Below are 16,979 nucleotides of genomic sequence, written 5' to 3'. Positions count from 1 at the left end.
CACGGCTACACCGCGTCGGCGCCGGGGCCGTAGGCGTCGTCGTCCACGTACCACAACAGCCGTTCCCGGGCCTCTACGCGCTCCGCCGGCGGGGCATTTTCCGGGCCACGGAGGACGGCGGTGAGCGCGTCGCGCTTGCTCTCGCCCGCGACGAGGAAGAGGACGGTGTGTGCCGCATTGATGGCCGGGAACGTGAGGGTGACGCGGTCGTGGACGGGGCTGCTCGGCGGCGCCTCGGCCGCAACGACCCACCGCTCGGCCTCGTCGAGCGCCGGGCTGCCGGGAAAGAGGGACGCGACGTGCCCATCCGCTCCCATGCCGAGGAGGACGAGGTCGAAGGCCGGCACGTCTCCGTCGAACAGGCCGCGCAAGGTCTGCTCGTAGGCGCGGGCGTCGGCCTCGGGCGTGCTGCCCGTCGGGATCGGGTGGACGCGGTCGGGCGAAAGCGGGAGGCCGTCGAGGAGAGTGTCCCGGGCCATCAGGAAGTTGCTGTCCGCGTCGTCGTGGGGGACGTGCCGCTCGTCCCCGAAGAGGACTTCGACGCGTTGCCAGTCGAGGGCGTTGCGGTAGTCCGTCGCGAGGAGTTGGTAGAGCGGGCGCGGGGTGCCCCCGCCCGTGAGCACGAACGACGCGCGGCCGTGCCGTTGAATCGCCGCGCGCAGCGTCTCGACGACGGTTTCGGCAGCGGCGCGGGAGAGGCGGGCCGTGCTGGCGAACGTGAATACCTCGGGCGCGATCATCGGTTGAAAGGGTGAAGGGTGAAGTGAAAAGGGTGAAGTGGGAGGGAGAAGGGCAGAGGGTAGGGCCTATCCGAAAAGCCCCAATGTGTCATTATGAGAATGTGTCATTCTGAGGGAGCGCAGCGACGGAAGGATCTCCTCGATTTGAGCGGAATCGTCTGACCCGAGGAGATCCTTCGCTGCGCTCAGGATGACAAGGGGTACTCTTCGGAGAAGCCCTTAGTCCCCGGACGAGGGAGCGCCGAGGGCGGGGTGATCTCCTTTTACCCTTCACCCTTTACCCTGCAATCCCCTCTCACGTGGCGACCTCCTCTTCCGGCGTCGGTTCGCGCTGGTCGCCGATGATCATGCGGGCGGCCTGGCCCGGCCCCCACGTGCCGGAGGGGTACTCGCGGACGGGGATGCCGGCGTCGAGGAGGGGCTCGTAGAGCGCCCACGCGGCCTCGGTCTCATCGGCGTGGACAAAGAGCGTCTGGTCGCCCGCGGCGACGTCGGCGAGCAGGGTTTCGTAGCCCGAGGGGAGCGGGCCGAAGGCCTGCTCGTAGTCGAAATCGAACTCCTGGCTGGAGAGCTGGAACCCGCTGCCTGGCTTCTTCACCTCGAAGCCGAGCGTGAACCCCTCGTCCGGCTGGAGCCGGATGCGGAGGACGTTCCGCGAGATCGAGCAGTGGTCGGCTCCGCCGAAGAGTTGGACGGGCGGGCAGCGGAAGTAGACGTCGATGTCGGTGACCCGCGTCGGCATGCGCTTGCCGGAGCGGAGGATGAACGGGACGCCCTGCCAGCGCCAGTTCTCGATGCGGAGGCGGAGCGCGACGAACGTCTCCGTCGTGGAGTCGGCGGGCACGCCGTCGTGGTCGAGGTAGCCTTCCTGCCCGTTGGCGGCCGTGTAGCGGCCGAAGATGACCTCGCGGGGGTCGATGGGGGCGATCGAGTGGAGCACCTTCAGCTTCTCGCGCCGGATGGGGTTCGCGCTGAGCGTGGCGGGCGGCTCCATCGCCGTGAGCGTGAGGAGCTGCGTGAGGTGGTTCTGGATCATGTCGCGGAGCGCGCCCGACGTGTCGTAGTACCCCGCCCGCCCCTCGACGCCGATCGACTCGGCGACGGTGATCTCGACGCGGTCGATGTGGTTCCGGTCCCAGAGCGACTCGAAGATGGCGTTCCCGAAGCGGAAGACGAGCAGGTTCTGCACCGTCTCTTTGCCGAGGTAGTGGTCGATCCGGTAGATCTGACTCTCGTCGAAATGCTGGTGGACGAGGTCGTTGAGCGCCTTCGCCGATGCGAGGTCGTGGCCGAACGGCTTCTCGATGACGAGCCGCGTCCAGCCCTCGCGCTTCTGCGATTCGTCGTCGTCGCCGATGTCTTCGATGGCCTTCGAGAAGACGGACGGGGGCAGGGCGAGGTAGTAGATCCGGTTGCCCGCGAGGCCGTGCTCTTTTTCGAGCTGGGCCGCGCGCTCGAAAAGCGGAGCCATCCCTCCGTCTCCGCCGATCTGCTGGTACGCGACGCAGTCGCCGCACCACGCCTCCAACCCCTCGTCGTCGACGCCGTCGTCGCGGAGGGCGCTGACGGTCTCCTCGCGCATCCGCTCGTCGTTCCAGTCCGAGCGGCCGACGCCGAGGATGACGACTTTGCCTCGCTCGGCCCGTTGGACGAGCCCGTTGTAGAGGGCAGGGATGAGCTTGCGGCGGGCGAGGTCACCGGTGGCGCCGAAAAGGATGAAGAGGCAGGAGTCCATCGCGCTACGCGGGTCGAGTGAGGAGGGGGAAGGAGGATATCGCCAGGCCGACGGCGGCGCGGCAGGCCCGTTCCCGGACTGCCGCGCCTCGTGGAGATCAGCTTTTCTCGTCGGCTTCAGCAGCCTGCATGGCGTGGCCACCGAACTGATTGCGGAGGGCGGCCAGCATACGGTGGTGGAAGCCAATCGTGTCGCGGGACTCGAACCGTGCCATCAGCGAGTGCGTGAGGACGGGAGCCGGTACGCTGAGTTCGATGGCCTCATTCGCCGTCCACCGGCCCATGCCGGAGTCGGTGACGTGGGGCGCGATGGCTTCCAGCTGATGCCCTTCAGCCTGGAGCGCGAGCTCGACGAGTTCGAGCAGCCACGAGCGGATCACGCTGCCGTACTGCCACACGTTCGAGATTTGCTCGAGGTCGAGACCGAACTCCTTCTTCGCCTCCATGATGGCGAAGCCTTCGGCGTAGGCCTGCATCAGGCCGTACTCGATGCCGTTGTGGACCATCTTGACGAAGTGCCCGGAGCCGCAGGGTCCCATGTGGCCCCACCCTTTGTCCGGGGCCGGGGCGAGGGCTTCGAAGACGGGCCGCAGCACGTCCACGGCTTCGTCCGAGCCGCCGACCATCATGCAGTAGCCGCCTTCGAGCCCCCACACGCCCCCGCTCACGCCGGCGTCGACGAAGTGGATGCCGCGCGCTTCCAACTCTTTGCCCCGCCGCATCGAATCCTTGTAGTTCGAGTTGCCGCCATCGACGATGATGCAGCCCGGGCCGAGCTGGGGCTCCAGGCTCTCGATGACGCTGTCCACGACAGGCCCGGACGGCACCATCAGCCAGAACACGCACGGGGAGCCCTGTTTCTTGGCGAGCTCGTCGAAGGAGTGCGCGGCTCGGATGCCGTCCGCCTCCAGCGCGTTGACGTCTTTTTCGCTGCGAGCGTACCCGATGGGGTCGAGGCCGGCGCGGTGGAGACGGCGGATGATGCCGCCGCCCATTTTACCGAGGCCGATGATTCCGATCTGCATAGGAGGGGAGGGTGAGGTGAGCAAGGGAGCGGACGGTACGTGCTGAAAGCGCACGGCTTTAATGTATGCAGTGGCGACCACATCCACACGCCCGAGCTGAACCGGTCTTTCCTCGCAGCGGAAGCCGCGGCACGGCCTCGCCTCACGCCTCGGCGCGGCGGTCGGGCGGCGGGCCCGGCCGCATGAACGGGGCGTCGCGGAACGCCTGCGCCTCGTCGATGAAGAGCTGGAGGTGGGGGAACGGGATCTCGATGTCGGCCGCGCGCAGGGCCTCGCGGACTTTTTCGAGGTACTCGAAGCGGACGGGGATCTCCAGCTTCGGGTCCTTGAGGAACAGCCGGAGCTCCATGTCCACGCTCGAATCGTTCATCTGCGTCACGACGACGTGCGGCGGGTAGTCGGGGTGGAGGCGGGCGTCGCCCTCGGTCGTCTTCATCACGGCCTCGCGGGCCTGCTGGGGGTACTCCTTGTACGCGATTCCGAACGGGACGACGATGCGGAGCACGCCGAGGAGGGTGTGGTTGATGACCTTGTTCTGGATCATGTGCGCGTTCGGCAGCACGGCCACCTCGTTGTTGAGCGTGCGGATGCGCGTCGAGCGGAGCGTGATCTCCTGCACGGTCCCGAACGTGTCCTCGATCACGACGTTGTCGCCCACGCGGAAGGGCTGGTCGAGAAGGATCGTGATGCCGGAGATGAAGTTCTCGAGGGTGTCGCGGGCGGCGAAGCCGAGGGCGATGCCGGCGATCCCGAGCCCGGCGATGAGCGCGCCGACGTTCATCCCGAGCTGGTCGAGCGCTACGATCGCCGCGAACGAGAACAGCAGCAGCCGGAACGTCTTCATCAGCAACTGCTGAATGCCGAGGTCGATCTTCCGACTCCGGCGCAGCCCGCCCTCGAGCAGCCGCGAGAGCACGGCGTAGATGAAGTAGAAAAGGACGAGCGTGAGGAGCGCCGGGATCAGACCGTCGAGGACGAACGCGAAGAGGGCGGTCGAGATCTGCTCGTAGACGTCGTCGAAGCGGCCTTCGCGGAGGGCGCGGCCGGTCTCTTCGAGGTTCTGCGTGATCCGGCTGACGGCGTCCGTCGTGTCCACGCGCGCGGAGTCGGCGGCGAGCGAATCGGCGGCGAGAGAGTCGGCGGCCTGGTCGAGGACGTTTGTGGGATCTTGAGCCATAGTCAGGCGGAGCGCTGGGCGGCTTCGAGCGTGTTCTTCAGCAGCATCGCGATCGTCATCGGGCCGACGCCGCCGGGGACGGGCGTGATGTGGCCGGCTACGTCGCGCACGGCGTCGAAATCCACGTCGCCGACGAGCCGGTAGCCGCGCTCGCGGCTCGCGTCCTCGACCCGGTTGATGCCGACGTCGATTACGGCGGCGCCGGGCTTCACCATGTCCGCGGTCACGAAGTGCGCGCGGCCGATAGCCGCGACGAGGATGTCGGCCTGCCGCGCGATGGCGGGGAGGTCGCGCGTGCGGCTGTGGCAGACGGTCACGGTTGCGTCGGTGCCGCGCTGGAGCAGGAGGTTCGCCATCGGCTTGCCGACGATGTTGCTCCGCCCGATGACGACGGCGTGCGCGCCCGAGGTCTCGATCCCGCTGCGGTCGAGCATCTCGATGATGCCCGCCGGCGTGCACGGCGCGAACCCCGGCTCGCCGATCACGAGACGCCCGACGTTTACCGGGTGGAACCCGTCGACGTCTTTGTCTGGGTCGACGGCGTGGATCACGGCGGACTCGTCGACGTGGTCGGGGAGGGGGAGCTGGACGAGGATGCCGTCGACGGCCGGGTTCGCGTTCAACTCGTGGACGATGCCGAGGAGGTCAGCCTGCGAGAGGTCGGCGGGGAAGTGGAGCGTCTCGCTGTCGATGCCGGCTTCGGCGGCGGCGCGGATCTTCCCACGGACGTACGACGCCGAGGCGGGGTGCTCGCCGACGAGGACGACGCGGAGGGCGGGGACGCGGTGGCCGGCCTGCGTCCAGTCCTCGACGCCCGCGCGAACGTCGGCGCGGACGGCGGCGGCGATCTCTTTTCCGTCGATGAGTTGGGCGGGCATGCGGGCGTGGGTGAGTGGTCGAAGTGGGTACGGAAACTACTCCAAACGATGGAGCCGAACAGGGCGGAGACGGCGGCGTTTTCGTATCCTCGGCCCATTCCCTCTGCCCACCCACCTACTCCTCTCCCCATGCTCAGAGTCGGAATCCTCGGCGCGACGGGCGCCGTCGGCCAGAAGTTCGTCGAGCTGCTCGACGGCCACCCGCAGTTCGAGATCGCGGCGCTCGCGGCGTCGGAGCGCTCCGCCGGCAAGCCGTACCGTGAGGCCGCGAACTGGATCGGCGGGACCGAGATGCCCGAGCGCGTCGCGGCGATGGAAGTCGTGCCGGCCGAGCCCGGCGCGCTCGACTGCGACTTCGTATTCTCCGGCCTCGACGCCTCCGTCGCGGGTGAGGTTGAGCGTGCCTTCGCCGACGCGGGCGTGCCGGTGATCTCGAACGCGCGCAACCACCGGATGGACCCGACGGTGCCGCTCCTCATCCCCGAAGTCAATCCCGACCACACGGCCCTCATTGACGGGCAATCGACACCGGGATTCATCGTGACGAACCCGAACTGCTCGACGGTCGGGCTCGTGCTCGCGCTGAAGCCGCTCGTCGACGCGTTCGGCGTCGAGGCCGTCTCGGTCGTGACGATGCAGGCGCTCTCGGGCGCGGGCTACCCCGGCGTGTCGTCGCTGGATGCGCTCGGGAACGTCGTCCCGTTCATCGGCGGCGAGGAGGACAAGCTGGCGACGGAGCCGCTGAAGCTGTTCGGCACGCTCGTCGACGGCGCGATCCGCCCGGCGGAGATGACGATCTCGGCGCAGTGCAACCGCGTGCCGGTGCTCGACGGGCACACGGAGTGCGTGTCGGTGAAGCTAGGCACGGCGGCGAGCCCTGACGACGTCGCCGAGGCGCTCCGCTCGTTTCAGAGCCCGCTCGCCGGGCTCGACCTGTGGATGGCGCCCGATCGCCCGATCCGCGTGTTCGACGACGAGCGGTTCCCCCAACCGCGCCGCCACGTCGAGGCCGAGCGCGGGATGCAGGTCGGCGTCGGCCGCGTGCGCGCGTGCCCGGTGCTCGGTGTGAAGTTCGTCGTGCTCTCGCACAACACGGTGCGCGGCGCAGCCGGCGGCGCGATCCTCAACGCGGAGTTGCTGCTGTCCGAGGGGCGGCTGCGTAGCGAGCCGGTGAGCCGAGGGGTCGAGGACGGCGTGAGTCAGTGATTGCGCAACGTGCCTGGCTCTGTTGAGAGTCTCGGAGACTGATGAGGAATCAATAGAACCCACCCGCCCCCCTCGGAGGGGGGCAGCGAACAGAGTGAGCGGGGGGGCCGCAGCGCTCGGGGAACCAGACGGGGTTAGTCCCGACTGTGGCGGACCCCCACCTGTCCTCCCCCTCCGAGGGGGAGAGACTCCTCCTCTACCGTTACTCAGCAGCGTGCGAGCACATTCCCGCTCCGTTCGTACTCTCCCTCTCCCACTACGCACGCCCTCTCCTCGTCTCGTGGATTCTTCGATGCCTCCCATCCTCATCCGCCGCGCCCGCCCGGCCGAACGCGAGGCCGCCGTCGCCCTGTGGGCGCAGCTTCAGGACGAGCACGCGGCCCTCGATGCGCGCCATCGGCCGAGCGAATCGGCCCGCGAGCGTTGGCGCAACGACTTCATCGTATGGAGCGAGAGCGAGGCGCACCGCGTGTTCGTCGCCGCGTCGGGCAGCGAGATCGTGGGCCTGCTTACGGCGCACCCGTATTGGCCCGCGCCGGTCTACGTGCAGGAGATGGAGGTCTATGTGACGGAACTCGTCGTCCGGGCGGACTTCCGTGGGCAGCGCGTCGGGGAGCGGCTCGTCGGTGCGGTGCGGGCGTGGGCGCGCGAGCTGGGCGTGACGCGGATCCGCGCGGGCGTCCTCTGCCGCAACGAGCGCGGGCAGGCGTTCTGGCACCGGCAGGGGGCCGACGACTTCTTCACGACCGTGACGCTGTCGGCCGACGCAGGGGAGGAGGAGGCGTCGACGTGACGGCGGCGTGACGTATCATGCGGGGCGCCGGGCTACCCCTGTGCTTCTCCACTCTCTCCACCACACCGTTCAGACTATGCTACTCCGCCATTCCCTTTTCCTCTGCCTCGGCCTCCTGCTCCTCGCGGCCCCCGCGAGCGCCCAACAGCGCGGCAACGACGAGGCCCGCACGAGCCCGAATGCCTCGGTCAGCCAGACCATCGGCACGACGGTGGCGACCGTCGGCTACAGCCGCCCGAGCGTCCGCGACCGCGAGATCTTCGGCGACCTCGTGCCCTACGACGCCGTCTGGCGCACGGGCGCGAACGAGGCCACCACCATCACCTTCTCCGGCGACGTGACCGTCGAAGGGCAGCCGCTTTCGGCCGGGACCTACGGCCTGTTCACGATCCCCGGCGAGGACGAGTGGACCGTCATCTTCAACGAGATGTCCGAGCAGTGGGGCGCGGGCGACTACGACATGAGCCGCGATGCGCTCCGCGTCACGGTCGAGGCCAGCGAAGCCGACGACACGGAGATGATGACGTTCTCCTTCGAAGAAGTCGGCGAATCGATGGGTAAACTCGTCCTCCGTTGGGACGAGACCGCTGTGGCGCTGACGATCGGCGCGGGGCAGTAAACGTGATTCGTGCTCGGACCCCGCTCGCTCTGCTCGCCGTCGCGCTGCTCTTCGCGGCGTGCGCCGAGCCAGAGCGAGCGGCTCCGGTACCGCCGGACGCCGTGGCGGTGACGCCGGAGCCAGTCCCCACGGATTCCGCCGCTGTAGCGATCATCGAGCGCGCCCGCCGCGTTCACGGCGCCGACGTGCTCGACCGGGCCGTCGTGGGCTTCTCGTTCCGCGGTGCGTCCTTCACCGCCGAACGCGACGGCGACCGCTTCGTCTACGCCCGGACGTGGACGGACTCCGCCGGCGTCGTCCGCGACACGCTAGGCAACGACGGGTTCGGCCGGACCGTGAACGGGACGCCGGTGGCGCTGCGCAAAGCCGACGCGCTCGCCGCCGAGGGCGCCGTCAACTCCGTCGTCTACTTCGCCCTCCTGCCGTACCCGCTCGCCGACGCCGCCGTGCAGCCGCGCCTCGTCGGCGTTGACACGCTGGGCGGGGAGGCCTACGACCTCGTCGAAGTCACCTTTCGGCCGGAGGGCGGAGGCCGGGACTACCAGGACCGCTTCGTCTACTGGATCCACCGCGACCGCTCGACGGTCGATTACCTCGCGTATTCCTACGAGGTCAGTGGCGGCGGCGCGCGCTTCCGCGAGGCGTACAACCCGCGCACCGTCGGCGGCGTCCGGTTCGTGGACTACCGGAACTACTCGGCCGAGCCGCTGGAGCCGTCGCTCGAAGGGATGGGGCGGATGTTCGAGGCGGACTCACTCGACCTCCTCTCCGAGATCGTGCTTGACGACGTGCGCGTGAGGCCGCTGCCGTAGCCACGAGTGCCGTAGCCACGGGACGGCGTTGGACCCCCCGCCGCGCTTGCCGTCGCGGACCCCCCGCTTCCGGCGCCATCGCTCGGCTTCGCCTCGGCTCAAGGCGACGAAAGCTGTCCCCCTCGACGAGGGGGACAGCCGCGCGAAGCCGGGAACGAGCGTAGCGAGCGACCGCGAGTGCGGCGGGGGGTCCGCTCGGGTTCGCCCCGGTCCGTCATCGGGGAATCCCTGAAGGCGTGACACGTAGTATCACCGCTTGAGGGGAGTAGGGCGGGAGCCCTACGTTACGGGTGTCACTTCCAAAACGCAGGAGTCTGACCGGCACCGCCGGTTCCCCTCTACGACGCTCTCCCTTCCTCTCTACGCGTCTCTCCTGTCAGCGATAGCGTTCGAGGCCGACCCTCCCCCGCGGGTCGGCCTCACGCTGTTGTACCCCTTTCCATACTGGCCGGGAGGGTAATCGTCACGCGGGTGCCGGTGCCGGGCGTGGAGTCCACATCGAGCCGGCCACCGATGAGCTCGAGTCGCTCCCGCACGCTGCGGAGCCCGAACCCGTGGGGATCGGCGTGGCTCAGCAGTGCCACATCGAACCCCTCGCCTCCGTCTTCGACGACGATGCGGACGTGGCCGTCCCGCTTCTCGGCCTCGATCCGCGCCCGTTTCGTGCCGGCGTGTTTGACTACGTTGAACAGGATCTCGCGGAGGAGCTGGTACAGGAGGACGCGGCGTGCGGGGTCCGGGACGCGGACGTCGTGCGCGACGGCGAGGTCCACTTCCATCCCGTACCGCCTGTGCTTCTGGGTGGCGAGCCATCCGAGGAGGTCGCCGAGGTCCTCGCCCTGCAAGAGCGGCGGGCTGAGCTCGTGCGAGAGCGTCCGCGTGATATCGATAGCCTGATCGAGCGTGCGTTGGAGCTGTGCCAACGCGGCCGGGTTCAACGGGGCATCGTCGGGCACCGAAGCCATCATCTTCGCGCCGACGAGGATCTGCTGGAGGTCGTCGTGGAGGACGTGGGCGATGCGGCGGCGCTCCTCCTGCTCGGCCATCGTGAGGCGAGAGGCGAGGACGTTCACCTGTTCGGTCCGTTCGCGGACGCGCTCTTCGAGGGTCTCGGTGAGGCTGCGGAGCCCGCTCTCGGCCCGCTTCTGCTCGTCGATGTCGAGGTTCATCCCGATCCAGCCGCGCACGGTCCCGCCGGGGGCGCGGAGCGCGATGGCGCGCACGGCGGTCCAACGGTAGGTCTCGCTTGAGGCGTGGTAGAGGCGGAACTCGGTGTAGTACGGTTCGACCGCCTCGACGGCGCCTTTCCAAGACGCGGCGGCGTGCGCGCGGTCGTCGGGGTGGACGACGTCGAGCCATTCTTGGCTGAGCCATGCCTCGGGCGACTGCCCCGTGAAGGCCTGCCATGAGGGCGAGTCGTTCACGGCGAGGCCCTCGGCGTCCGTCGTCCAAACGGCCTGCGCCGAGGCGGTGACGAGGGCGCGGAACTGCTCCTCGCTCTCGCGCAGTGCGGCCTCGGACTCCCGCCGCCGCGTGATATCGACGAACGTGATGACGACGCCTTCGATGCGGTCCGTCGTGCTGCGGTAGGCGTGGAGCCGGGCGAGGTACCACCGGCCGTGCTCGTCCGCCACCTCGTGCTCGATGGGAATGAGGTGGTCGAGCACGCGCTGGGCGTCGTCGGTAAGCCGGTCGTAGCCGACGAGGCGGTGGGAGAGGTCGGAGAGGGGGCGGCCCCGGTCGGCGGGGCGGATGCTGAAGAGCGCGCTGGCCTGCGGGGTGAAGCGGAGGATGCGGAGCTCGCGGTCGAGGAAGACCGTGGCGATCTCGGTGGCGGCCATGAGGTTCTGGAGGTCGCCCGAGAGCTGGGCCAGTTCCTCGACCTTGTGGCGGTTCTCCTGGTTGACCGTTTGCAGCTCCTCGTTCATGCTCTGGAGCTCCTCCTTGCTCGTCTCTAGCTCTTCGAGCGTCGAGCGCAGCTCCTCGTTGGCCGACTGCAGCTCCTCGTTCGAGGCCTTCATCTCCTCCTGGCTCGTCTCGTACTCCTCGATGATCGCCTGCAACCGCTGCCGCGCGATGTCGAGCTCGGCCTCGAGCTCGTCCACCGGCCCGTGCTCCACCGCCTGGGCGGCGGCATCGCCGTTGCCGCCGTCGGCGGGGCTGCCTTCGACGGAGCCGGCGTGCCACGGCCGCTCGTCGAAGATGACGAGGCTGAACCCGTCCTGGCTCGGGTCGAGCGCGGGGCGGACGTCGAGGGTGACGTGGCGGGGCGCCCCGTCGAGGCGGAGGGCGACGGGCTTCGAGCGCGTGGCCTCGCCCCGCTCCTTCGCCGCGTAGAGCGCCGTGCGGAGCTCGACGCGGAGCTCCTCGCGCACGAGGCGGAACACGACGGTCGTGGGCTCGCCGCCGGGGTGGACGAGGTAGCGCCCGGCGTGCTCCGACGAGTGGACCACCTTGAAGTCCGGGCTCACGAGGATGCTCGGCGGGGCGAACTGCTCGACCATCCGCTGGTGGAACGCGCCGTAGGCCGGGGGCGGGCCGGCGTCGTCGGCCTGCGCGACGTCGCGGAGCAGGCGGCGGTGGGCGATTGGGAAGACGGGGAGGTGGAGCTCGCGCGTCGGCACGTTCCGCTTCCGGTAGAGGCAGGACTTCTTGTCCTCGACACGGAAGAGGTCCGAGCCCTCGACGGTCTCCGACGAGCCGAGCGAGAGGAAGCCGCCGGGGAGCAGGGCGTAGTGGAAGATCTCGATCACGTCGCGCTGCACCTCGCGCTGGAGGTAGATCAGGACGTTCCGGCACGCCACGAAGTCGAGCCGCGAGAACGGCGGATCGCCCATGAGGTTGTGCGGGGCGAAGACGACGAGCTCGCGGACCTCGTTCCGAATCCGGTAGCCGCCGTCCTCCTTCACGAAGAACCGGCGGAGCCGCTCGGGGCTCACGTCGGTGGCGATGTCGCCGGGGTAGAACCCCTCGCGGGCGCGCTGGAGCGAGCGCTCGTGGAGGTCTGAGGCGAAGACTTGGAGGTGGGGCGGCGCGCCGCGGCGGGCGGCTTCCTCGAGGAGGAGGATGGCGAGGGAGTACGCCTCCTCGCCCGTCGCGCAGCCGACGCTCCACACGCGGACGCTGTCGCCGGGCTCCTTCCCCTCGAAGAGCGCGGGGATCACCTCGCGCTCGATCTGCTCGAACACGGCGGGGTCGCGGAAGAAGTTCGTGACGGTGATGAGGAAGTCGTCGGCGAGGGCGTGGGCCTCGTCCGGCTCCCGGCGGAGCAGCGCCACGTAGTCGCCGAGCTCCTCGACGTGGCGGAGCTGCATCCGTCGTTGGATCCGCCGCATGATCGTCGAGCGCTTGTAGCGGCTGAAGTCGCGGGCGGTGCGGGCGCGGACGTGGGCGAAGACCTTGTGGAGGAGCTGGCGCTGCTCGCCCTCGATGTCGCCGTCGTCGTCGGGCACGGGGAGGCGGGGCTCCGTGCGCGCGAAGCGGAGGATGGCGTCGGGGATCTCGGCGAGCGGGAGCACGAGGTCCACGAGCCCCGTCGCGATTGCGCTCTGGGGCATCCCGTCGTACTCGGCCTCGTTCGGGTCCTGAACGACGGTGAGCCCGCCTTTCTCTTTGATCTCTTTGATGCCGAGCGTGCCGTCGGAGCCGGTCCCCGTGAGGACGACGGCGACGGCGTGGCCGTCGTGCGTGGCGGCGAGCGTGCGGAAGAAGTGGTCGATGGGCGCCCGCTCGCGCCGGCGCTCCTCGAGCGGCGAGAGCCGGAGGTGGGTGTCGATCGTGTTGAGGTTCCGGTTCGGCGGGATGACGTAGACGTGGTCCGGCCGGAGCGCGACGGTGTCGTTCACCTGCTGGATCGGCATCGACGAGTGCGGCTGGAGGAGGTCCGCGAGGTGGCTCTCGTGCTCGGGCGAGAGGTGGACGACGACGACGAACGCGAGCCCACTCCCCTCGGGGATGTGGTGGAGGAACGTCTTGAGCGCCGCGAGCCCCCCGGCCGACGCCCCAATCCCGACGACCGTCGGCTCGTTCGCGGGGGACGACGTCTCCACGGCTTCCGAACCCGCTTCGGGATCGAGATCGCCGACCGCGTCGTCCGTAGCGGAGAGGGCGTCGTCTTCGGGAGGAGCGTCGTTGCGGTGTGGCGGTTCCATTCGGTTAGCGTCGGGTACGGGACCCACGGTAGCGACCGTTCCGCCCAGAGGCAGTCTCGGAGGATGTGGCAAGTTAGGTAAAGTAGACCCCGCCGCCGGTCGCGGCAAGAGACGGAGAGGGAAGTGCCTCCGGTAAGGCGGCCACGCACCCGTTGCGCAGACGGCTCTCCGAGGCAGGGAACGAGCGCGAGGTGGAGCCGCGCTGATGTCCGCTGTGTGTGTCCAAGGGTCAAACGCCTGTGCCGGCCATCGCCGCGCAGCCATGCGTCTTGAGGTTAGGTAGCCCTCGGCGTTTCAGGGAGAGGAGGTGGCGGCGATGGACGAGCAGGCTCCGGTCGGGGTGTTTCTCACGGCCGTGTGATCGGAAGGCCGTCGGTTTCCTGCGTCTAGGGGTGAGCCCGTCTCATGGGTTTGCCGCCGGGCGCAAGCCCGCGCGGGTTCCGCATCCAGCGTCCTCCACTCATCAACCCGTGCCTCGTCATGCCCGTTCGCTTCTTCGGTTGCCTCGCCCTCCTTCTCCTCATGGCTTCGCCGGCCGCCCACGCTCAGTTCGCCGTGCTGCCGTACGCCGGATACGACTTCGATGGGGAAGCCGTGCTGATCGGGCTCGGGGCTGAGGTCGCCCTGCCCCTTCCGGCTCCGGTTGCGCTCTCGCTGCGCCCGTCCGGCGAGTACCTCTTACCCAAAGATCTCGACATAGGGGGCCGCACCTTCGGCCAGAACATCGCCCAGGTCAATGTCGATGTGATTGCTCGGCTGAGAGCACCCGGGATCCAGCCCTATGCCGGAATCGGGGTGGGGATCCGCTTCATCAAGCTCGACACGTCGGACAACGACGACGTGGAGGGAAACTTGGACATCGAGGAAACGAACGTCGGCGCGAACCTGCTCGGCGGCGTCGTGTTCGGCGGCATCGGCCCGGTTCAGCCCTTCGCACAGGGGCGGCTCACGGTCGGGGACGGGAGCGCGCTCGCGGTCTTCGGCGGGCTGAGGGTGGGGCTCTAAGAACGGCTAACAAAACCCAACAACGCTGTCATTGCGAGGAGCGAAGCGACGCGGCAACCCCGAAGGGCTCAGCGGAGCTAATCTCCCTCGGTTTGCTGGAATCGGGGGATGGGCTACGCCGAGCCTTACAGCGTTGCCGCGCTCCTTTCAGTCGCTCGCAATGACGACAAGAGGTTTTGTAGGGCCTCTAAAGCGCAAGGCCTACATCTGCGAGGTGAACATGATGTGGGCCTTCGGCGTGCCGGGGAACATCAGCCACGGGCCGTCGGCCGTCGGCGTCGTGGGGAGCCCCGTGGTCTCCGCTGTCGCGTACGCGATGTAGACGACGTAGAGCGGACGCGCACCAGTGACGGCCCCCGTCGATTCGTCGACGCTCACCGAGTCGCCGGAGAGGCTGTAGAGCGCGGCGGGGTGGGACGGCATCGGGAGCGTCCCCGCCTCGACCTCGGCGAACCGGACGCTGTCCACGTCCGACGTCCGCCCCTCGGCCCGGAGCGCGCGGCCCCGCGCCATGAACGGCTCCAGCGACTCGTGGTAGCACGCGACGTGGAAACGGTCGTCTGCCGGGTCGTCGGCGAGGCAGATGTAGGGCCCCTCGCCGCTGCGGAGCTCGACGAGCCCTGCGCCGTCCGTTCGCTCGTGGACGGAGGCCGAGGCGCGGAACTCCTCGGGCAGCGCCGCCACCGAGGCGGCCACCGTCAGGTCCGTCGTGGACATCGGCTCTGCGGGCGAAGGCGCCGACGCTTCGGAGGGCGGTGCGGAGTCCTCGGGTGCGTCCTCGGGCGCGTCGTCTGGGGAGGCGCAGGCGGAGAGGGCGATGAGGAGGACGCAGGGCAGGAGTCGGCGCATGGGCGTATCGGCAGAACCGAGAGGAGGAGCCGAGAAGATCGAGCCCCGCCCGCGAACGTGCAAGCGACCGAGCAGGCCTGAGCCGGCCTCGCCCGGCCTGCCGAGTTCCGCCCCGCGCTAAGATTCCGGCGACGGCGAGCCCCACGCCAACACCGCTCACCGTATGCTCTTCGGGCGGGTCCGCGACAGCGGCCTCATGGACCTCCTCCTCAGCCCGGCAGCAACGCCGTAGTCCCTCACCCACTCCCTCATGCCTGCTCTCGCCTCGTTGGACTGGGCCGTCATCGCCCTCTACTTCCTGATCGTCTTCGGCGTCGCGATCGTCGCCACCCTCCGCGAGCGCCGCCGCGGCGACGAAGACGCCGCCGATTACTTCCTCGCCGGGCGCAACGTCGGCTGGTTCGTCATCGGCGCCTCGCTCTTCGCGAGCAATATCGGGAGCGAGCACCTCGTCGGGCTCGCCGGGAGCGGGGCGGCGTCGGGCGTCGCGCCGGGGCAGTTCGAGGTCCTGGCCTCGCTCATCCTCCTCGTGCTCGGCTGGGTCTTCGTCCCGTTCTACATCAAGAGCGGGGTGTTCACGATGCCCGAGTTCCTCGAGCGCCGCTACTCCCCGGCGAGCCGGTGGTATCTCGCGACCGTCTCCATCATCGCCTACGTCCTCACCAAGATCTCCGTGACGATCTTCGCCGGCGCCGTCGTCTTCCGCGCCGTCGGTGTGCCGTTCTGGACGGGCGCGCTCATCGTCGTCATCGCCACGGGGGCGTACACCGTCTTCGGCGGGCTCCGCGCCGTGCTCTACACCGACCTCCTGCAGACGTTCGTCCTCATCGGCGGCTCGCTCGCGGTCACGCTCCTCGGGCTCGATGCCGTCGGCGGGTGGAGCGGGCTCACCGCGTCGGTGCCGGAGGGGTTCCTCGACATGTGGAAGCCGGCGGCGGACCCGGACTTCCCGTGGACCGGCATCCTCTTCGGCGCGCCGATCCTCGGGGTGTGGTACTGGTGCACGGACCAGTTCATCGTGCAGCGGACGCTCTCGGCCCGGAGCGTGGACGACGCCCGGCGCGGGACGATCCTCGCCGGCTTCCTCAAGCTGCTGCCGCTCTTCATCTTCGTCGTGCCGGGCATGATCGCCTTCGTGCTGCTGGAGCGCGGCGCGCTCGCGCTCCCGCTCGGGCTCGACGGCACGACCGACTACAACGCGGCGCTCCCGACGCTCGTCGGCACGCTCCTCCCGATCGGGCTGCGCGGCCTCGTCGTGGCGGGCCTGCTCGCGGCGCTGATGTCGAGCCTCTCGTCGGTGTTCAACAGCTGCTCGACGCTCATCACGTGGGACGTGTACAAGAAGCTCCACCCGGCAGCGACGGAGCGGCGGCTCGTCTGGGTCGGTCGGCTATCGACGGTGGCGCTCGTGATCCTTGGGATGGCGTGGATCCCGTTCGTGGAGGCGGCCGAGGGTGGGCTCTACGTCTACATCCAGTCGATCCAGGCGTACATCTCGCCGCCGATCGCGGCCGTCTTCCTCCTCGGGCTGTTCTGGGGACGGCTCAACGCGGCGGGCGCCCTCGCGTCGCTGCTGACGGGGCTCGCGCTGGGGATGCTCCGGCTCGTGCTAGAGATCGTAGCGGGGTCGGGCGGCGAACTCGGCGGGCTGGCGGGGTGGATCGTCGGCGTGAACTTCCTCCACTACGCGATCCTGCTGTTCGCCGTGTGCTCGGTCGTGCTCGCCGTCGTGAGCCTGATGACGCCGCCGCCGCTGGGCGCGCAGATCGCCGGGCTCACGTTCGCCACGGCGACGGAGCCGGTCACCCGCGCCGACCTGCCCTCGGGTATCGCGATCGAGGAACCGACGCCGGATCTGGGGTGGCGGCGGATCGACCTGTGGCTGACCGTCGCGCTCGTGCTCTGCGTCCTCGCCGTCTGGCTCTACTTCTCCTGAGCGGCCGGTGCGGTCAGCCGATAGCGCGACCCGCGCTGCCCGAGGTCGTCGAAC

13 protein-coding genes are annotated in these 16,979 nt (G+C 69.2%); 6 read left to right on the top strand and 7 right to left on the bottom strand.

The genetic code is table 11. The features are described from left to right. Positions 1-5 precede the first annotated feature (5 nt). From pgl to folD, 5 genes are all read right to left on the bottom strand, one after another. On the bottom strand, positions 6-740 hold the full coding sequence (gene pgl, locus ABJF88_14750; protein MEP0548192.1) for a 6-phosphogluconolactonase: 735 nt from the start codon (positions 738-740) through the stop codon (positions 6-8). Between the two features lie 295 nt (positions 741-1,035). Further along, positions 1,036-2,475, bottom strand: a complete 1,440-nt coding sequence (gene zwf, locus ABJF88_14745; GenBank protein ID MEP0548191.1) for a glucose-6-phosphate dehydrogenase — start codon at positions 2,473-2,475, stop codon at positions 1,036-1,038. Between the two features lie 97 nt (positions 2,476-2,572). Then, the gene (gene gnd / locus ABJF88_14740; GenBank protein ID MEP0548190.1) at positions 2,573-3,499 is read right to left on the bottom strand and encodes a phosphogluconate dehydrogenase (NAD(+)-dependent, decarboxylating); all 927 of its coding nucleotides are present in this window, start codon (positions 3,497-3,499) and stop codon (positions 2,573-2,575) included. Positions 3,500-3,641: 142 nt separating this feature from the next. Continuing rightward, positions 3,642-4,676 carry a mechanosensitive ion channel family protein gene (locus ABJF88_14735; GenBank protein ID MEP0548189.1) on the bottom strand — a complete coding sequence of 345 codons (1,035 nt, stop codon included), beginning with the start codon at positions 4,674-4,676 and terminating at the stop codon, positions 3,642-3,644. A gap of 2 nt (positions 4,677-4,678) precedes the next feature. After that, a complete protein-coding gene (gene folD / locus ABJF88_14730; protein MEP0548188.1) occupies positions 4,679-5,554 on the bottom strand; it encodes a bifunctional methylenetetrahydrofolate dehydrogenase/methenyltetrahydrofolate cyclohydrolase FolD in 876 nt (291 codons plus the stop codon). A 129-nt stretch (positions 5,555-5,683) separates the two neighbouring features. Here folD and asd point away from each other — a divergent pair, with 129 nt between their 5' ends. From asd to ABJF88_14710, 4 genes are all read left to right on the top strand, one after another. Continuing rightward, a complete protein-coding gene (asd, locus tag ABJF88_14725) occupies positions 5,684-6,760 on the top strand; it encodes an aspartate-semialdehyde dehydrogenase (protein MEP0548187.1) in 1,077 nt (358 codons plus the stop codon). 292 nt (positions 6,761-7,052) lie between these two features. Further along, complete coding sequence (locus tag ABJF88_14720; GenBank protein ID MEP0548186.1) at positions 7,053-7,553, top strand: GNAT family N-acetyltransferase; 501 nt, start codon at positions 7,053-7,055, stop codon at positions 7,551-7,553. A gap of 76 nt (positions 7,554-7,629) precedes the next feature. Continuing rightward, complete coding sequence (locus ABJF88_14715) at positions 7,630-8,172, top strand: DUF2911 domain-containing protein (GenBank protein ID MEP0548185.1); 543 nt, start codon at positions 7,630-7,632, stop codon at positions 8,170-8,172. Positions 8,173-8,174: 2 nt separating this feature from the next. Beyond that, positions 8,175-8,984, top strand: a complete 810-nt coding sequence (locus ABJF88_14710) for a DUF6503 family protein (protein ID MEP0548184.1) — start codon at positions 8,175-8,177, stop codon at positions 8,982-8,984. 419 nt (positions 8,985-9,403) lie between these two features. Here ABJF88_14710 and ABJF88_14705 read toward each other — a convergent pair whose 3' ends face one another. After that, the gene (locus tag ABJF88_14705; protein ID MEP0548183.1) at positions 9,404-13,135 is read right to left on the bottom strand and encodes a chemotaxis protein CheB; all 3,732 of its coding nucleotides are present in this window, start codon (positions 13,133-13,135) and stop codon (positions 9,404-9,406) included. 480 nt (positions 13,136-13,615) lie between these two features. Between ABJF88_14705 and ABJF88_14700 the strand changes: the two genes are divergently transcribed. Beyond that, positions 13,616-14,140, top strand: coding sequence for a hypothetical protein (locus tag ABJF88_14700; protein MEP0548182.1), 525 nt, complete (start codon positions 13,616-13,618; stop codon positions 14,138-14,140). Positions 14,141-14,341: 201 nt separating this feature from the next. Here ABJF88_14700 and ABJF88_14695 read toward each other — a convergent pair whose 3' ends face one another. Beyond that, positions 14,342-14,989 carry a hypothetical protein gene (locus ABJF88_14695; GenBank protein MEP0548181.1) on the bottom strand — a complete coding sequence of 216 codons (648 nt, stop codon included), beginning with the start codon at positions 14,987-14,989 and terminating at the stop codon, positions 14,342-14,344. A gap of 250 nt (positions 14,990-15,239) precedes the next feature. Here ABJF88_14695 and ABJF88_14690 point away from each other — a divergent pair, with 250 nt between their 5' ends. Further along, positions 15,240-16,925 carry a sodium:solute symporter gene (locus ABJF88_14690; GenBank protein MEP0548180.1) on the top strand — a complete coding sequence of 562 codons (1,686 nt, stop codon included), beginning with the start codon at positions 15,240-15,242 and terminating at the stop codon, positions 16,923-16,925. Positions 16,926-16,979: the final 54 nt, after the last annotated feature.

The sequence above is a fragment of the Rhodothermales bacterium genome (assembly GCA_039944855.1).
In the GTDB taxonomy this organism is placed as follows: domain Bacteria; phylum Bacteroidota; class Rhodothermia; order Rhodothermales; family JANQRZ01; genus JBBSMX01.
Note: the sequence above shows the minus strand (reverse complement) of the source record. Positions and strands in the feature narration are given on the sequence as shown.